The 16,983-nt window shown below is 64.7% G+C and carries 15 protein-coding genes and 1 tRNA gene; 11 read left to right on the top strand and 5 right to left on the bottom strand.

All coding sequences use genetic code 11. The annotated features are described in order from the left end of the window. Nucleotides 1–30: 30 nt before the first annotated feature. A tRNA-Leu gene (locus AC3EDY_RS04765) sits at nt 31–115 on the bottom strand. Between the two features lie 142 nt (nt 116–257). On the opposite strand from AC3EDY_RS04765, the gene AC3EDY_RS04760 reads away from it, so the two are divergent. Next, nucleotides 258–425 (top strand): hypothetical protein, encoded by a 168-nt coding sequence (locus AC3EDY_RS04760; RefSeq protein WP_488571329.1) that lies wholly within the window; start codon nt 258–260, stop codon nt 423–425. A gap of 10 nt (nt 426–435) precedes the next feature. On the opposite strand, the gene sppA is transcribed toward AC3EDY_RS04760, so the two are convergent. After that, nucleotides 436–2,322: a signal peptide peptidase SppA gene (sppA, locus tag AC3EDY_RS04755; protein ID WP_488571328.1), complete on the bottom strand. Its 1,887-nt coding sequence runs from the start codon at nt 2,320–2,322 to the stop codon at nt 436–438. Nucleotides 2,323–2,406: 84 nt separating this feature from the next. Between sppA and AC3EDY_RS04750 the strand changes: the two genes are divergently transcribed. After that, nucleotides 2,407–3,465: an aspartate carbamoyltransferase catalytic subunit gene (locus AC3EDY_RS04750; RefSeq protein WP_488571327.1), complete on the top strand. Its 1,059-nt coding sequence runs from the start codon at nt 2,407–2,409 to the stop codon at nt 3,463–3,465. Beyond that, nucleotides 3,462–4,694 (top strand): dihydroorotase, encoded by a 1,233-nt coding sequence (locus AC3EDY_RS04745; protein WP_488571326.1) that lies wholly within the window; start codon nt 3,462–3,464, stop codon nt 4,692–4,694. Before AC3EDY_RS04750 ends, AC3EDY_RS04745 begins: the two co-directional genes overlap by 4 nt. 18 nt (nt 4,695–4,712) lie before the next feature. Here the strand turns inward: AC3EDY_RS04745 and AC3EDY_RS04740 are convergent, their stop codons facing one another. From AC3EDY_RS04740 to AC3EDY_RS04730, 3 genes are all read right to left on the bottom strand, one after another. After that, nucleotides 4,713–4,955, bottom strand: a complete 243-nt coding sequence (locus AC3EDY_RS04740; protein WP_488571325.1) for a ribbon-helix-helix domain-containing protein — start codon at nt 4,953–4,955, stop codon at nt 4,713–4,715. 23 nt (nt 4,956–4,978) lie between these two features. Beyond that, nucleotides 4,979–5,701, bottom strand: a complete 723-nt coding sequence (phbB, locus tag AC3EDY_RS04735; RefSeq protein ID WP_488571324.1) for an acetoacetyl-CoA reductase — start codon at nt 5,699–5,701, stop codon at nt 4,979–4,981. 286 nt (nt 5,702–5,987) lie between these two features. Continuing rightward, nucleotides 5,988–6,797: a hypothetical protein gene (locus AC3EDY_RS04730; protein WP_488571323.1), complete on the bottom strand. Its 810-nt coding sequence runs from the start codon at nt 6,795–6,797 to the stop codon at nt 5,988–5,990. Between the two features lie 537 nt (nt 6,798–7,334). Between AC3EDY_RS04730 and AC3EDY_RS04725 the strand changes: the two genes are divergently transcribed. The 8 genes from AC3EDY_RS04725 (at nt 7,335) to AC3EDY_RS04690 (ending at nt 16,982) form a co-directional block, all read left to right on the top strand. Then, nucleotides 7,335–7,766 (top strand): DUF3576 domain-containing protein, encoded by a 432-nt coding sequence (locus AC3EDY_RS04725; protein WP_488571552.1) that lies wholly within the window; start codon nt 7,335–7,337, stop codon nt 7,764–7,766. A gap of 74 nt (nt 7,767–7,840) precedes the next feature. Next, nucleotides 7,841–10,417, top strand: coding sequence for a leucine--tRNA ligase (gene leuS / locus AC3EDY_RS04720; RefSeq protein WP_488571322.1), 2,577 nt, complete (start codon nt 7,841–7,843; stop codon nt 10,415–10,417). 64 nt (nt 10,418–10,481) lie between these two features. Next, complete coding sequence (lptE, locus tag AC3EDY_RS04715; RefSeq protein ID WP_488571551.1) at nt 10,482–10,964, top strand: LPS assembly lipoprotein LptE; 483 nt, start codon at nt 10,482–10,484, stop codon at nt 10,962–10,964. Then, nucleotides 10,961–11,983: a DNA polymerase III subunit delta gene (gene holA, locus AC3EDY_RS04710; RefSeq protein WP_488571321.1), complete on the top strand. Its 1,023-nt coding sequence runs from the start codon at nt 10,961–10,963 to the stop codon at nt 11,981–11,983. Before lptE ends, holA begins: the two co-directional genes overlap by 4 nt. 192 nt (nt 11,984–12,175) lie before the next feature. Next, a complete protein-coding gene (locus AC3EDY_RS04705) occupies nt 12,176–13,624 on the top strand; it encodes an exopolysaccharide biosynthesis polyprenyl glycosylphosphotransferase (RefSeq protein ID WP_488571320.1) in 1,449 nt (482 codons plus the stop codon). Nucleotides 13,625–13,841: 217 nt separating this feature from the next. Next, a complete protein-coding gene (locus AC3EDY_RS04700) occupies nt 13,842–14,735 on the top strand; it encodes a glycoside hydrolase family 5 protein (RefSeq protein WP_488571319.1) in 894 nt (297 codons plus the stop codon). A 158-nt stretch (nt 14,736–14,893) separates the two neighbouring features. Then, entirely contained in the window at nt 14,894–15,142 is a 249-nt protein-coding gene (locus tag AC3EDY_RS04695; protein WP_488571318.1) for a hypothetical protein, read from the top strand. A gap of 445 nt (nt 15,143–15,587) precedes the next feature. Then, a complete protein-coding gene (locus AC3EDY_RS04690) occupies nt 15,588–16,982 on the top strand; it encodes an O-antigen ligase family protein (RefSeq protein WP_488571317.1) in 1,395 nt (464 codons plus the stop codon). Nucleotide 16,983: the final 1 nt, after the last annotated feature.

Here is a 16,983-nt window from a genome sequence, read left to right as displayed (position 1 = left end):
ATCCGTGCATAACCGGCTGGGGATGGACCCTGGTGCGGGCGAAGGGACTCGAACCCCCACATCTTGCGATACTGGAACCTAAATCCAGCGCGTCTACCAGTTCCGCCACGCCCGCATCCGGCAAAAAGCGAGCGGTGCCCCTATCGCAGCCCGGTCAAAAGCACAAGCCCGACGGATACGGCACGGAACAAGCGTTTTGCGCGACGGTTGAAAGACAGAGGCCGCCCATCACGGGCCGGCACCGAGGAACCTCTGCCATGGCCAGCACGCCCCCGCCCGACCACATCGAGCCGCAATCCCCGCCCGACGTGCCGCCGACGATCAGCCCGCCCGAAACGCCCGTGGAGGAACCCCAGGAAACGCCGCCGGTCACGCCCGACCGTATCGAGCCGGTAACGCCGGTGGAAATCCCGCCGCCCGACTGACCCTTGCTGCCTAGAACAGCTTGCCGAGCAGGCCGAGCCAGCTGGACCCCGCCAAAAGGCTTTGGGCCGGAAGCGGGGCGGTCTCGAGGAAACTGCCGCATTCGAGGCAATAGACCTGTGCGCCGGCAGTACCGTTCAGACGTTCCATGTCGAACAGAATGCGCCGGCCCAATGCCTGCTGACGCCGGGCGAGAAGGCCGATGACATCTCCCCCGATCCGCGTTTCGCTGGCGCTGTCATCGTTTATCAGGTCGGCCAGGAAATTCTGCCAGCCAGCGGAACCGGCACCCAGGAATTCGGCGTGCCAGGTCTGTGCATCGGCCGCCCTGGCGGCCCAGGCCATGGCATCCTCAAGCTCGCCGAACTGGTCCACCAGGCCCAGCTGGCGTGCGGTGCCCCCATCCCAGACGCGGCCCTGGGCAATCTTGTCGGTGTCTTGCGTCGATTTATGCCGGGCATCGGCCACCAGGCGCAGGAAGCGCGTGTAATAACTTTCGACGGACGCCTGCGAGAATGCCTCGAACTGCGGGCTAAGGCCGCCAAACACGTCGGGCTGGCCCGAAAGCGGCGTGGTGCGTGCGCCATCGGCGGTTACGCCATAGCTGGCCAAGGCGTCTTCAAAGCTGGGGATCACGGCAAAGACACCGATCGAGCCGGTGATGGTCGCCGGTTCGGCAAAAATCCGCTGCGCCGGCGTGGAAACCCAGTAACCGCCACTGGCCGCCAGGTTCGCCATCGATACGGCCACCGGCAACCCGGCCGCGCGGGCGCGAGCAATCGCGGCGCGAATGCGTTCGGCCGCCGTCACCGATCCGCCGGGTGAATCCACCCGCACCACCAGCGCGGCATAATCGCCGCTCGTCACGGCCTCGTCGATCAGCTTGGCAATTCGCGTACCGCCGGCCGAACCGGGCCCTGCCTCGCCGTCCACGATCGTGCCGGCCACGGTCACGACCGCGATGGCTTTCCCCGTCTTGGGCGCGGGCCTGTCGGCCAGATATTGCGCCAGCGTGGTGCCCCGATAGCCGCCTTCCCCGGCAGCGGCATCATGGCCCACCAAATCGCCCACGCGGCGCCCGAAACTGATCTTGTCTCCCACTTTGTCGACAAGCCCGGCCTTGACGGCCGCCTGGGCCATGTCGCCGCCATTCTGCGCCAGCCATTGCGCGGGATCGCGGGTCACCAGGTCGATATCGGCCTTGGGGCGGCCTTTCCTGACATCGGCTTGCCAGGCAGACCACAGCGCCTGGTAGACGGCGGAAAGGTTTTCCTTGGCCTCGGGCGAGGCATCGCTGCGGGAATAGGGTTCGACGGCAGATTTGTAAGTACCCACTTTGAAAATGTGCGCCTTGATTTTCAGCCGATCCATCAGGCCCTTGTAATAGAGCTGCGAACCGCCCGGACCGATCACCACCGCGCCGCCGATGGGATCGATCCACGCTTCGCTGGCATGGGCCGCAAGCTGCACGGCATCGTCGGTATAGAGCAGGGCGCGCACCAGCACCGGCTTATGCGCCGCCCGCACTTTGTCCATCGCGGCGCCGATCCGGTTCAGATGAACCTGGCGTCCGCCGGTGAACTGCTCCAGATCGAGCACAACCGCCTTGATACGGGTATCATCGGCTGCCGCCTCGATCGCGCGCGCCACGTCGCGAACCTGATATTCCTTTTCGGGCACTTCGCCCGACAGCAGCAGCTGCGTCGGTTGCACGGCGCTGCGCTCTTCAACCAGACTCCCGTCGAGCGTGATCGTCAGCGCCCCTTCGCGCACCTGGCCGGGCACCGGCCGGATCGTGAGCGCGGCATAGAGCACCCAGAAAAACAACAAAAGGAACAGGAGAACGAGGCCGTCCTTGATCGCGACAAGGACTTTCCAGACCGAACGGGCGAATTTCATGGGGGATATCTAGCCCCCTGCCCCGCCTGGCGCCAGCCGAAAGACTTGTCGGACCGTTTGGGCAGGTCTAGGGCATGATGCTCGATGCCGCCATCGATCCCATCATCCTCGCCAGACGACCAGGCGCACAATGGCCAGGCCCGCAGCTATCCCGCCGGCAGCCTGGCTTTCCCCCATCGCGATCTCACGGGGATCGGCCAGCTTGCCCGGCACGAGATTCTCTATCTGCTGGACGAGGCCGAGCAGTGGGTAGAGCTCAACCGCCAATCGCAGAAGCGCGCCGATCTGCTTGCGGGCCTGACCATTATCAATGCCTTTTTCGAAAACAGCACGCGCACGCTGCTGTCGTTCGAGATTGCCGGCAAGCGGCTGGGCGCCGACGTGGTCAACATGCACGCGGCCACGTCCAGCGTGAAGAAGGGGGAGACTCTGATCGACACGGCGATGACGCTCAACGCCATGCGCGCCGATGCCATCGTCATCCGCCATGCCAGCTCGGGCGCGGTGCGGCTGATTGCCGAAAAGGTCGATTGCCCGGTGCTCAATGCCGGCGACGGGCAGCACGAGCACCCGACACAGGCACTGCTCGACGCGCTGACCATCCGCCACGCTCTGGGCCTGCCCAAGGGCAGCGATCTCAATGGCCTGCGCGTGACGATCTGCGGCGATATCCTGCACAGCCGCGTGGCGCGCTCCAACATCCTGTCGCTGACCGCGCTGGGCTGCGATGTCAGCGTCTGTGCCCCGCCCGCGCTGATGCCCGCTGGAATCGAGGCCATGGGCGTTACCGTGTTCAACGATTTCGACGCCGCGCTCAAAGGCGCACAAGTGGTGATGATGCTGCGCTTGCAGATGGAGCGAATGCAGGGCCAGTTCATCCCCTCGCCGCGCGAATATCGCCATCTTTACGGGCTGTCGCTCGATCGCCTGGCCAAGGCCGCGCCCGGCGCCCTGGTCATGCACCCCGGCCCGATGAACCGCGGCGTTGAAATCGACAGCCAGGTGGCCGACCATATCGAACGCAGCCTGATCACGCGGCAGGTGGAACGCGGCGTAGCCATCCGCATGGCCTGTCTCGAAGTGCTGACCCGCCGTGCCCGGCAATTGCCCGGCTGGGAAGCCCCGGGCGGAGGCAAGGCATGACGCCGCAATCGCTGGTGATCACCAACGGCCGCCTGGTGCTGCCGTCCGGCAAGCCGCAACAGAGCGATCTGCGCTGCGAGGGCGGCCGCATCGTGGCGATCGGCGCCGAGGCGGCCCCGCGCGCAGGCGATGCCGTGTTTGATGCGGGCGGCGCACTGGTGGCGCCCGGCCTGGTCGATCTTGGCGTCTTCGCGATCGACAAACCGGCATTCCATTTCGGCGGGATCACCCGCGCGGCGCTCATGCCCGATCAGGGCCCGCCGCTCGATCACCCGGCGCGGGTGCGCTTTGCCGCGCAATCGGGCAAGCCCGATTTCTGGGTGCACCCCCTTGCCGCGGCAACGCGCGCGCTGGACGGCACGGAACTGGCCGAACTGGCCCTGATGCGCGAGGCGGGCGCCCGTGCGGTGAGCACCGGGCGCCGCTGGATCGCCGACTCGGGCGTGATGCTGCGCCTCCTCTCGTACTGCGCGATGCTCGATCTCATGGTGGTGAGCCATGCCGAGGACGCAGGGCTTGCCGGGCAGGCCGTGGCGACCGCCGGCGAAGTGGCGACGCGGCTGGGCCTGCCCTCGGCCCCGGCCGAGGCGGAAAGCCTGGCCGTGGCGCGCGATATCGCGCTTGCCGAAATGGCCGGGGCGCGGCTGCATATCCGCCAGGTCACCACGGCCAGGGCGCTCGATCTGGTGCGCGCGGCCAAGCTGCGCGGAGTTCAGGTCACGGCCGGGGTGACCCCTGCGCACTTCATGCTATCAGACCTGGAACTGATGGATTTCCGCACGTTCTGCCGCTTCTCCCCGCCCTTGCGGGCCGATGCCGATCGCCGGGCGGTGATCGCGGCCATTGGCGATGGCACGATCGACGTTATCGCCTCGGGCCACGATCCGCGCGGGCCGGAAGACAAGCGCCTGCCCTTTGCCGATGCCGAACCGGGCATGGCCGGGGCCGAAACTCTTCTGGCGCTGAGCCTGACCCTGGTCCGCGACGGAGTGATCGACCTTGCCCGCGCCTTTGCCCTGCTAGCCGGCAATCCCGCGGCGCTTCTGGGGGTCAATGCAGGACGGCTGGCCGTGGGGGCGGAGGCGGACATCGCGGTGATCCACCCCACCCGGCCCTGGGTCGTCAATTCCGACAAGATGGCGGCGAGCGCGGGCAATACCCCATTCGATCGCCGCCCGGTGGAAGGCCGCGTGCTGGCGCTGTGGAAAGGCGGCGCGCGGATCGACTGACCGACGCGCGCGGTTTCGCTAGGGCGTGACTGCCGGCCCATGGCTGACCAGCCATACGCGGATGGCGCTGGCCAGGCCCGGCGGCGTGGGGCTGACGATGCGTTCGGCATCGATCCGCGCCACCAGCGCATTGACCGGCAGCCCCTCGGCTTCGGCCGCGCGTCGCAGCCAGTCCCAGAACAGCGGCTCCAGACTGATCGAGGTCTTGTGCCCGGCAATCTCGACCGAGCGCTTGACCGGGGGATGATAGGGATTGGCCATGCCTACCGCGACGCGTGCCGCGGTCAGTACATGTGCTGCCCGCCGTTGATCGACATTGTCGATCCGGTGACGAAGCCGCCATCTTCCGATGTGAGGAACGCCACGCCCCGCGCGATTTCGCTGGCCTGGCCCAGGCGCCCGGTGGGGATGCGAGCCACGATCTTTTCCAGCACCGTCGCCGGCACGGCGGCCACCATGTCGGTATCGATGTAACCCGGGGCAATGGCGTTGACTGTCACGCCGTACTTGGCCCCTTCCTGGGCCAGCGCCTTGGTAAAGCCATGGATGCCCGATTTGGCGGCGGCATAGTTGACCTGGCCATACTGGCCAGCCTGGCCGTTGATCGATCCGATGTTGACGATGCGGCCCCAGCCCCGTTCGCGCATGCCGGGGAAGGTGGCCTTGGCCATGTTGAAGCAACCGCCGAGGTTGATGCGCATGACTTCGTTCCAGTCTTCGAACGTCATCTTGTGCAGCACACCGTCGCGGGTGATCCCGGCATTGTTGACCACGATGTCGATCGGGCCCACTTCGGCCGCCACGCGTGCACAGGCTTCCTGCGTCGCTTCGAAATCGCCGACGTCCCAGCGATAGGCTTTCATGCCGGTGCGATCGGTGAAGGCCTTGGCCTTTTCTTCGTTCCCCGCATAGTTGGCAACGACGGTGCGTCCCTGTTCCTGCAAGGCGAGGCAGATTGCTTCGCCGATACCCCGGGTTCCGCCCGTTACGATGGCCACTCGCGTCATTCCGGCACTCCCATACCGCCTGGTTTGCAGAGCCGCTAGGCTAAGGTCATGACAGTTGCACGACAAGCGCCATGATACCGGATTGATAAATTTCCTTATCGCATATCGATAACCGGATGCAGAGGTAGGGCGGGCCGCGCAGAACCCGGCCGCACTGCATTCAAAGCCGCATGTCCCGCGCGTTCGCCGCAGGTAGAAAAGCATTGCCGCAAGGCAAAAAAGCATCGGCAACAGGCATAAAAAGGCCCGCCAAAGCGAGCCCCTTCAGTCCACGATCGTGAAACAGTCAGAAGCGGAACTGGGTTCCGAGATAGACCGCCTGGCTGTCTTGCCGGCCATCGGTAAGCGGGCGGAGCCGGTCGCGGTCCGAGGAGTAACGGATACCCGCCGTCACATCGAGGTTGCGCGTCAGGCTGTAGCTGCCGCCGAAATCGACCTGATAATTGCCCTGGCTTTCCAGCGTGCGCGGCGCCCGGCCGGCGCGCTCCTTCTCGTCGAGCGCGAGACGCGGACCAAGACGCCCGACCGTGTTCGTCGCACTCGGCTGCGGCGCGGCAATGGCGAAACGGTTGAGATCAGCCGTGGCAATGCGCTGGGCATCGCGATCGGCGTTGCCGGGCGTGGCAAGGCCCGTCGTGACGGCGAAGCTCTGATAGCCGCGGGCCATGCCAAGGTTGAAAGCATTGGGCACAATGCGCATCGGCGCGCCATTGCCGGCGGCGCCATTGATATTGCCCAGCACGCCGCGCACCGAAATGGCGCGGGCCACGTCGGGATTGACGCGCACCGCCACCGTAATCGCGCGATCTGCGCGCGAATCAAGCCCTGCGGGAGTGAAACGGAAAAGATGGCGGTTGGCCAGCCCCCGCACGGTGATCGCTGCAGCGAGCTTGGGATCGCCCGAAGCCGGGGTGAACGAACCGATGCCGCCACGCGCCGCGAGGCTGACTTGCGGAAGCGCCTTGAACGAGCCAGTGACGGCGCTGCTGACCGTCGGCGCGATCACCAGGCCGCTGGCAACGCAGGTTGCCGCCAGCAATGGCGCGCGGACCGCACGCGGCAGCACAAAGCGACGCGACTTTCGCGCATTCGCCATATTGCTGCCCCTGCCACTCATGGTCCTGCCTGCTTCCTGTATTCGTTGCGAATCGCCCATTGTCGATATGCGATCCGGTTTATATCCAAGGCGTCACAAATATGACACCCGCATGACACATGCACTGGTGTATTCTTTCATTCCCGCGATTTCCAGCATGGAAACGTCGAAAGCGGCCAGGATTTCCCGGCCTGTGGCGAAGTGGTGACACCATGCCGACCGCAACCGCCCGAAGCATGCCCCGAAGCAGCCCCGATGCGAGCGCGTTAGCGGCGCCGCCCGCGCTTGCGAAGGGTTTGCGCGGCGTGGGCCGCGGTGATAGAGGCGTGCACCGATCAGACGTGCAGCCGCACGGAATTTTCATCGCCGCGGGAACGATCGCCGCGGCGCAGACAGGACAGGATTGACGTGACGATCAGCGCCACCGCACGCCGTAACACCATCGCCGCTGCCCCGGTCGCCACGCCGGCCAAAGGCAGCGTCTTCGTCAAGGCGCGCCGCACCGGCCGCCTGGCCGGCCGCACGCTGGCGGTGGGTCTGCTCGCACTGGCGGTTGTCGGCTGCGCGGGCAGTGGCAACAAGCGGACGGCCAAGCTTGCACGGGCACGCGCCCAGATGGCGTCGAGCAAAGTGACGACGATCGGCGTCAATGCCTATCTGTGGCGCGCCAGCCTGGACTCGCTCTCGTTCATGCCGCTGCTCCAGACCGACAGCAACGGCGGCGTGATCGTGACCGACTGGTATGCCAACCCGCGCAATTCCGGTGAGCGACTCAAAGTGACAGTCTCGATCCTTGACCAGGACCTGCGCGCCGATGCGCTGCGCGTCGCCGCCAGCCGTCAGATATTGCAGAACGGCAACTGGGTCGACGTTCCGGTGCAGGCCGCCACCGTGCAGAAACTGGAAGACGTGATCCTGACCAAGGCGCGCGACTTGCGCCGCCAGGCCCTTCCCTCTGCGATCAATTGATCCCGGCAAGACCAGGCACGCCCGATAGCGGCACGCGCTTGCGGTAAGGCGTGCCGCTTCCTAAAGAGCGCGCCATGACTTCTGTAACGCCTTCTGTAACGCCTTCCGCAACGCCGTCTGCCGCGCCATCCGGGCCAACCCGTTTCGATCCTGTGAGCGCCGATCTGCGCTGGCAGGAAGCGTGGGATGCGGCGCAGTCTTTCCGCGCCGACGATGCGAGCACCAAGCCCCGCAGCTATGTGCTGGAAATGTTTCCCTATCCGTCGGGACGCATCCACATCGGCCATGTGCGCAACTACACGATGGGCGATGTGCTTGCGCGCTACAAGCGCATGATCGGCCATGAAGTGCTGCATCCGATGGGCTGGGACGCCTTTGGCATGCCGGCCGAAAACGCGGCGATGGAAAAAGGCGTGCATCCGGGCGGCTGGACGCGCGAGAACATCGCCACCATGAAAGCGCAGCTCAAGCGCCTGGGCTTCGCGCTCGACTGGAGCCGCGAGATCGCCACCTGCGAGCCGGATTATTACGGGCACGAACAGGCCTTGTTCCTCGACCTTTACGAGGCGGGCCTGATCTATCGCAAGGAATCGGCGGTCAACTGGGACCCCGTCGACCAGACCGTGCTGGCCAACGAACAAGTGATCGACGGGCGCGGCTGGCGCTCGGGCGCGCTGGTCGAAAAGCGCAAGCTGAACCAGTGGTTCCTCAAGATCACCGCCTTTGCCGACGAATTGCTGGACGGGTTGGACAGCCTCGACAAGTGGCCCGAAAAAGTGCGCCTGATGCAGGAAAACTGGATCGGCAAGAGCCAGGGCCTGCAGTTCGCGTTCGACCTTTCGAACGGCGAGACGCTGGCCGTCTACACCACCCGCCCCGACACCATCTTCGGCGCGACGTTCGTGGCGGTTGCCGCCGATCACCCGATCGCGCAGGGCCTTGCGGCTGGCAATCCCGCCGCGCAGGATTTCATTGCCCTGTGCAAGCAGGGCGGCACCACCGCGGCCGAACTGGAAACCGCCGAAAAGCTGGGATTCGATACCGGCCTCACCGCGCGCCACCCGCTTACCGGCGCGCCGCTGCCGGTCTACATCGCCAATTTCGTGCTGATGGATTACGGCACCGGGGCGGTGGTGGGCGTGCCCGGGCACGATCAGCGCGATTTCGACTTTGCCACCAGGTATGGCCTGCCGATCCTGCGCGTGGTCGCGGCCAGCGCCGAGGATGCCGGCAAGCCTTTCGGCACGGAAGCCGAGGCGGGCGATGGCGTGCTGGTCAACTCGCAGTTCCTCGATGGCCTGGGCGTGGCCGACGCCAAAAAGGCCGTGATCGCGCGCGCTCAGACCGAAGGCTGGGGCCAGGGCCAGACGGTCTGGCGGCTGCGCGACTGGGGGGTGAGCCGCCAGCGCTATTGGGGAACGCCGATCCCGTTCGTGCACTGCGAGGTCTGCGGCGTGGTGCCCGTTCCCAAGAAGCACCTGCCGGTCACTTTGCCCGAAGACGTCGATTTCTCGGTGCCAGGCAACCCGCTTGATCGCCATCCCACGTGGAAGCATGTCGATTGTCCGCGGTGCGGCCATGCCGCGCGGCGCGAAACCGACACGCTCGATACCTTCGTCGACAGTTCCTGGTATTTCCTGCGCTTTGCCAGCCAGCCGGCCGACCGGCCGTTCGATCCGGAGGTGGTCAGGCAATGGCTGCCGGTGGAACAGTACATCGGCGGAATCGAACATGCGATCCTGCACCTGCTCTATGCCCGGTTCTGGACCCGCGCCCTGACCCGCATCGGCCAGATTGCGGTGCAGGAGCCGTTTGCCAGCCTGTTCACGCAAGGCATGGTCACGCACGAGACCTATTCGCGCGTCGATCCGGTCAGCGGCCAGCCGGTGTGGTATGCGCCGGCCGAGGTGGAGCGCGGCGGCGATGGCGCCACGCTCAAGGCTGACGGGCAGCCGGTCGATATCGGCCGCGTCATCAAGATGTCCAAGTCCAAGAAGAACGTGGTGGACCCGGATGACATCGTCGCGCGCTATGGCGCCGATGCGATCCGCTGGTTCATGCTGTCGGACAGCCCACCCGAACGCGACCTGCCGTGGTCCGAAGCCGGCATCGAAGGCTGCGCCCGCTTCGTGCAGCGGCTGTGGCGCCTGTTCGGCCAGGCCGAGACGGCCGCAACGGGCGAAGATAGGGCGCTGGATCGCAAAGTGCATCAGACCGTCCATGCTGTCGCCCGGGACATCGAGGCGCTGAGCTTCAACAAGGCCGTCGCGCGCGTTTACGAACTGACCGGGGCAATCGAAAAGGCTGAGGCTTCGGCCAGCCGCACCGCGGCGATCGGCAAACTGCTGCTGCTCGTCGCGCCGATGATGCCGCACCTGGCCGAGGAGGCCTATGCCGCAAAGGGTGCCGGGCTGGTGGCCGATGCCGCCTGGCCCGAGGTGGATCCCGCGATGCTGGTCGAAGACGAGGTGACCGTGGCGCTGCAAGTGAAGGGCAAGCTGCGCGATACGCTGACCGTTACCAAAGGCACCGCGCGCGAGGAGCTGGAAGCGCTTGCGCTCGCGTCCGACAAAGTGCAGCGTGCGCTGGACGGGGCAAGCGTGAAGAAGGTGATCGTGGTGCCCGACCGGCTGGTGAACCTCGTTGTCTAGGCCCCTCATTGCGCTGACGCTGTCGGCGCTTTGCCTGCTGAGCGCCGGATGTGGCCTGCAGCCGATGTATGCGGGCGGCGGATCGGGCGCGGTGGCGCGGGCTGTCGAAAGCGTGGAAGTGGCGGCGATCCCGGGCAAGTCCGGCTGGCTGGTGCGCCATGCCCTGTCCGATCGTCTGGGCACGGGCCAATCGCGCTATCGCTTGGACGTGCGCCTCGATGAAAAGCTGCAAGGCCTGGGCGCGCTGTCCGACGATACGATCACCCGCGAACGCCGCACGATGCGCGCGCGCTATCAGCTGGTCGATCTGGCCTCGGGCGCGGTCGTGCTCGATGCGACGGCCACCGCCGATGCCGGGCTCGATGTTGTTTCCAGCGAATATGCAGTGATCGCGGCCGAACAGACAGCACAGGAAAACCTCTCGCGCGAAATCGCCGATCAGATCGTGACGCGCGTCGCGGCACGCCTGCGCGAAGCGGCGCAGGGCACCGCCGCCGTTGCTGTGCCAGCCGCCGCACCGGGCGTGGGGCAACCGGCGCGTCCGTGAAAGTCACCCAGAAAACCTTTGCCGGCATGGCCGCAAAGGCGGCCCGGGAATGCCGCATCTTCTATTTCTGCGGCCCGGATGAAGCGGGCGCCGCCGATGCGGCAGCACGCATTGCCGCCTTGCTGGGCGATGCCGAACGGGTAGAGCTGGCCGGCGCCGCGTTGCGCCACGACCCGGTGCGCCTGGCCGACGAGGCGCGATCGGTCTCGCTGTTCGGCGACCGGCGCCAGATCCACGTGCGCACTGCGGGCGACGAAGCTTTCGACGCGGTGGAAGCTTTGCTTGCCAGCCCCGTGGATGGCTGGCCCGTCGTCATCGTGGCGACATCGGCAACCGACAAGTCACGCCTGGCCAAGTTGCTGGGCGACCGAGCCGACGCCCTGGTCGGCATGTTCCACCCCGCCGATCTGCGCGCCGTGGCCGACAGCGTGCGCGACATGGCGGGCGCGGCGGGATTGCGGATGAGCGGCGATTTGGCAGAGCGCATGGCGCGGGCCGCCGGGCTCGATACGCGGATGGCCCGCAGCGAAGTGGAAAAGCTGGCGCTCTATCTCGATGCCAGCCCGCAGTCGCCGCGCACGGCTGATGCCGCCGCGCTCGACGCCATTGGCGCCGTGAATGACGATGACAGCATGATGCCGGTGGTCAACGCGGTGCTTTCCGGCGATTCCCGACGGCTCGGCACGGAGCTGGCCCGGGCTCGTTCCATGGCCATGAACCCGGTTGGTTTGCTGCTCGCGTTTGAACGGCGTGCCGCACAATTGGCACAACTCGCCGGGCGAATGGATGGCCGCACTGACGTCAACCGCTTTCTTGAACAGGAGATGGCGGCGCGACGTGTCTTTTTTCGGGACAAACCGGATCTTGCCGTCCAACTCGAACGGTGGCGCGGACGCCGCCTCGAAAGGCTGATGGAACGCATTATATCTTTGCATTCCAATATCTTGTCCGATAGCCGCAATGCCGATCTGATCCTGTCTCACGCTCTGGCGGAGTTTGCCCGGGTCGCTGCTCGCTAAATCCTCAGGCTTTTTCAAACGTGGATCGATATCCGTACGCCTGCTAAGCAGAAACACTTGCCATCACCGCGTAAGCATGTAGATATTGCACCGCAACAAAGACCTGGTCCGGCGCTTTGACAGCCACGGGCAGGCCGGTGAAGCACGCTTTGCCTATGTGCAATCCTGGGGACTACGACCGTTGGCATAACCATGCCTACATCGAAGGACAGCGATAGCGGCATGACCACGCTAGATCTTCCGGCCCAGACGGCCCTAGCCAAACCGGGCGAACATCGTCCGGTTGCCGCTGCGCGCCTCAAGCTGCCGCTGGCAGCGTCGCTCGAGCGCCGGCGCCTGCAATGCTACCTCCTGCTGGTCGTTGCCGATGCGCTGGTGATCGCGGCCGCCATGCTGGGCGTGGGCAGCTTCCACTATGGCAGCATCGTACCGATGCTGCGCAAGCTGACGCTGCTGCTGCCTTTCTATGTCATCGGGGCGCTGGCTTTTGACGCCTATTCGCTGAACGCTCTCATTTCCACGCGCTTCAGCCGCAACCGGGCGTTCATCTCGCTGCTTTCAGCTTTTGCGATGCTGATTTTCGTCGCCTTTTTCGCCAAGGCATCCGATCAGATTTCGCGCCTTGCCGCAGGCTTCAGTTTCCTGGCCTGTGCCATCGGGCTGATGCTGTCACGAACCTGGATGCAGCCGCTGATCCGCAGGTTGTGTGGCCCGACAGCGCAGAACGTGCTTATTCTCGATGATGGCGGCCAGCCCGTGCGCATTCCGCACGCCTGGCATATCGATACGCGGCAGCATCGCCTGGTGCCTGATCGCAACGATCCGCACATGCTGGATCGGCTGGCCATGTTCATGACCAACATGGATCGGGTGCTGGTCAGCTGTCCGCCCGAACGCCACATGGAATGGGCCATGGTGCTCAAGGGCGCCAATATCACCGGCGAACTGATCGATCAGACGGTGGTTTCCATGGGCGTGCTCGGCGCCCGGCGGGTCAACGATACCGGTTCGCTGGTGGTTTCGGCGGGACCGTTGGGCATTCGCGGCCGGGCCGCAAAACGGGCAATGGATCTGATAATCGCCGGGTCGGCCGTGCTGTTCCTGGCGCCGTTGCTGATCACCGTTGCCACGCTGGTCTATCTCGAAGACCGCGGCCCGGTCTTTTTCAAGCAGCAGCGCCAGGGCCGTAACAACCGCCTGTTCTGGATCTACAAGTTTCGTTCCATGCGTGTCGCGCAGCTTGATTCGGCCGGTACCCGGTCCGCCAGCCGCGACGATGATCGCATCACCCGGATCGGCCGCATCATTCGCCGCACCAGCATCGATGAATTGCCGCAGTTGCTGAACGTCCTGCGGGGGGACATGAGCATCGTGGGGCCCCGCCCCCATGCACTCGGCTCGCTTGCCGGCACCAAGCGATTCTGGGAAGTGGACCCGCGCTACAACCAGCGCCACTCGCTCAAGCCCGGCTTGACCGGCCTTGCTCAGGTGCGCGGCTTTCGCGGCGCAACAGATACCGAGGCAGATCTCTCGGGCCGTCTTCAGGCTGATCTGGAGTATCTCGATGGCTGGACGATCTGGCGCGACGTGCAGATCATGTTCGCCACTTTCACTGTGCTCGTGCACGACCGCGCTTTCTGAGCGTGGCTCCGTTGAACTGCCGCTGCGGTGCGGCAAAAAGGCTTTCGACACCTTTGTTGATTGTTGAATTTTGCGGCGCTGCGCGGCAAAATATTGGCCTATGACAAATATATCGCGTCGCACTTTCGCAAAGGGCACTGCGCTGTCGTTATGCTTGGCCAACCCTGTCGGCAAAGCGGTTGCGGCGGTGGTACAATCACGAGGGTTTCGAATAGGCGTGAACCTGGCTGGCGCGGAGTTCGCAACGATCGGCGGCAAGTGGCAATGGCCCTCGCTCGATAACCTGTCCTACTATCTCGACAAAGGCTTCAACGTCTATCGCATCCCGTTCAAGTGGCTGCGCTTGCAACCGCAGCTTCTGGGACCTTTGGACGAAGACGCGTTGTCTGGCCTGGATCGACTGGTGCAGGCCGCTACGTCGGCCGGTGCGATCGTGCTCGTCGACGCGCACGATTATGGCAGGCGGGAAAAGAACGTCATCGCCGATACGGGCTCGCCGGTCACGGCCGAGGCTTTCGCCGACTTCTGGGGGCGGATGGGCGCGCGTTACCGGACCAATCAACGGGTCTGGTACAACCTCATGAACGAGCCGCACGATCAGACGCCCATTTCAAACATCATGGCCCAGAACGCCGCTTGCGCCGCAATCCGGGCCAACGGCGCCCGTTCGAAAGTGCTGTTTTCCGGCACGGCCTGGACAGGGGCCCACTCCTGGCTGACTTCGGCCAATGCCAAGGCGACCTTGCAGATGGTCGATCCCGGCTACAATTATGCGTTCGACGCGCACCAATACCTTGATCGCGGCTTCGGCGGGAGCAACCCGATTGCCATTCCCGGCGTTGGCGCGCGCATCCTCCAGGCGATTTGCGATTGGGCACGGCGCAACGGTAAACAGATATTCATCGGCGAATTCGGCACTGGCCCCACGTCGGCATCGCTGAAGGAAATGGGCGACATGCTGCAATACATGGTCGACAACAAGGACGTGTTTATCGGCGCGACCTATTTTGCCGGTGGAGGTACGTGGGGTAACAGCATGTCGTCCGCCGATCCCGTCAACGGGATCGACAAGCCCCAGACGCTGCTGATGCAGCGTTATCTCAAGTATTGATGATCTTGACCAATGATGTCGCTAGCAAGGCCGGCCTGCCGATGCGTGCGCCCGCGAGCCGAGGTGCGCGCAAAACTTATTGCAGTGCAAAATTCTGTTGAATGGTTGGTTCAGGTCATGTAAGTAAATCTTCGTAAGCCGATTCTGGAGTAGTTGCCATGAAACTCACGAAGATAGGCGCCTTCGGCGTCGCCGTTTCCCTGCTGATGGCGGGAACCGCACAGGCTGCCGGTACGCAGGCTGGCGTTCCTGTCGCTTCGGTCACGACCAAGAAGCTGGTGCGTTCGTCTGCTCCGGTTCGTAAGCAGTCGAAGAGCACTGAAGGCGTGATCCTTGGTATCGCTGCGCTTGGCGTTGCGGGCTGGGGCATCTACGAGCTCACCAAGGACGACTCTTCCGGCAGCTAAGCTGGTTGTCGTTTCCTGAATTTCGAAAAGCCTGTACGCTCAAGCGTGCAGGCTTTTTGTTTGTCCACGTGCTCGATCCCTCCGGCCGACGGACACTTCGCGCTGCGTCAGCCGCGCCACGCCTGCCTGGTTGCACCACAAACAAGGCGGCGATAATCAGCATGTGGCAACCTCGCGGGCCGTTGCTGCACGGGCAGGGCGGGCCGGCCGGGCACCTTTGTGATCGAGCTTGACCCCAGTGAAAGAACGCCAAGACCCAGAGCCGCTACGTCGATCCCGCCGGCGTCGCACCAAGCCGGAACTGGATGAAGACTACGTATCGGTAGCCAAGGAACCGGCATCGCGAAGTCGCCGACATCGCTCTGGCAACGCCAGCCGTCGCCGGCGCGCCCCGCGGCCCGTACCCGGCATAATGGGCCTGCCCCAGACTGGCGTTGCGATGTTGATGGCGGCGCTGGCTGCATGCCTGATGCTGGGTGGCGGTGGCACAAGCAACCCCGAGACGGAAATGATCCTGCAGCCGCTGGTCGCGGCCCTGTTCATGTTGCCCCTGCTGCACCCGCGACTTGCCCAAGGGCTTGAGCCCATCCCACGTCTGGCGTGGGTCCTCGGCGCCTTGGTTCTGGCCATACCGGTCCTGCAGCTCATCCCGCTGCCGCCTTCTGTCTGGCATGCTTTGCCAGGCCGGGAAAGCGAGGTGATGTCGCTGGCACTCATCGGCGAACAGGACCGCTGGATGCCCTGGTCGATGACCCCTGCCCGCACGTTCATTTCGCTGTTGGCGATGGTCGTGCCGGTGCTGATCCTGCTGGGCGTCTCGCGCCTCGGCTTGTCGGGTCGTTTCTGGCTATGCGCCACGATCGCAGTTGTCGCGGTGTTGTCGGTGATGCTGGGCGCATTGCAATTGACGCGGGCCGGCGGTCACGACTGGACGTTGTACAGCTATTCCCACATCGGGGTTATCGTCGGCTTCCAGGCCAATCGCAATGCCGAGGCCGACCTGCTGTCGATCGCTCTCATGGCTTTGGGCGTGATTGCCGCCGCGGTGGCCGGACGCATACGCAATCGCAAGCTGTTCTGGGCGAGCGCGGCGTTCGTCGCCGGGATCATGGTCGTGCTCATCGTGTTGACCGGTTCGAGAACAGGCATTGCATTGTCAGTCATCTCGCTGCTGACTTTCATCGTCATGCTTTTTCCGCTCGCAAGGGCTGATTTGTCCCGCCGCGCGCTGCTGCTTATCGCGGGAAGCGTCGTTGCTGCAGTCGGTCTTGTCCTCACCGTGGGCCTGCTCTCGATCAACCGCGTTCTCAGCCGATTTTCCAACCTGAACGATTCGCGTCACGAGATCTGGACCGATACGTTTCAGGCCATTGGCAGGGTCTGGCCCATGGGCAGTGGCGTGGGCAGCTTTCCGCCAGTGTTCAATGCGGTTGAGCGCCTCGAAGTGGTTCGAAACACGCTTGCCGGCCGGGCCCATAACGATTGGCTGGAATGGACGTTGGAAGCCGGTCTGCCGGGATTGTGCGTTCTGCTGACGGTCCTTGCCATTGTCGCTATGCTGCTGTGGCGGCGTTTGCGGCTTGAATTGCGCGGGATGGGAACGCTTCATTCGCGAGCGCAAGCCGTGTTCGCGCTCGGCGTTTTTGCGCAGCTTGGCATTCACGCGGCAGACGATTTTCCCATTCGCGAAATGTCGCTCGCCGCACTTCTGGCAATGGCGGCGGGCATGGTGTTCAAGCCGCATGACCTGGCCACGCCGTCAGCTAAACCGGCCGGTCTGCCGGAAGAGCCGTCTGTCGAAGCCGAAACGCAGGCAATGCCAGCCGCAGAGCGAGCCTGAT

The sequence above is a fragment of the Novosphingobium sp. DS6-6 genome (assembly GCF_057784975.1).
This window is presented reverse-complemented; position numbering and strand designations above follow the sequence as displayed.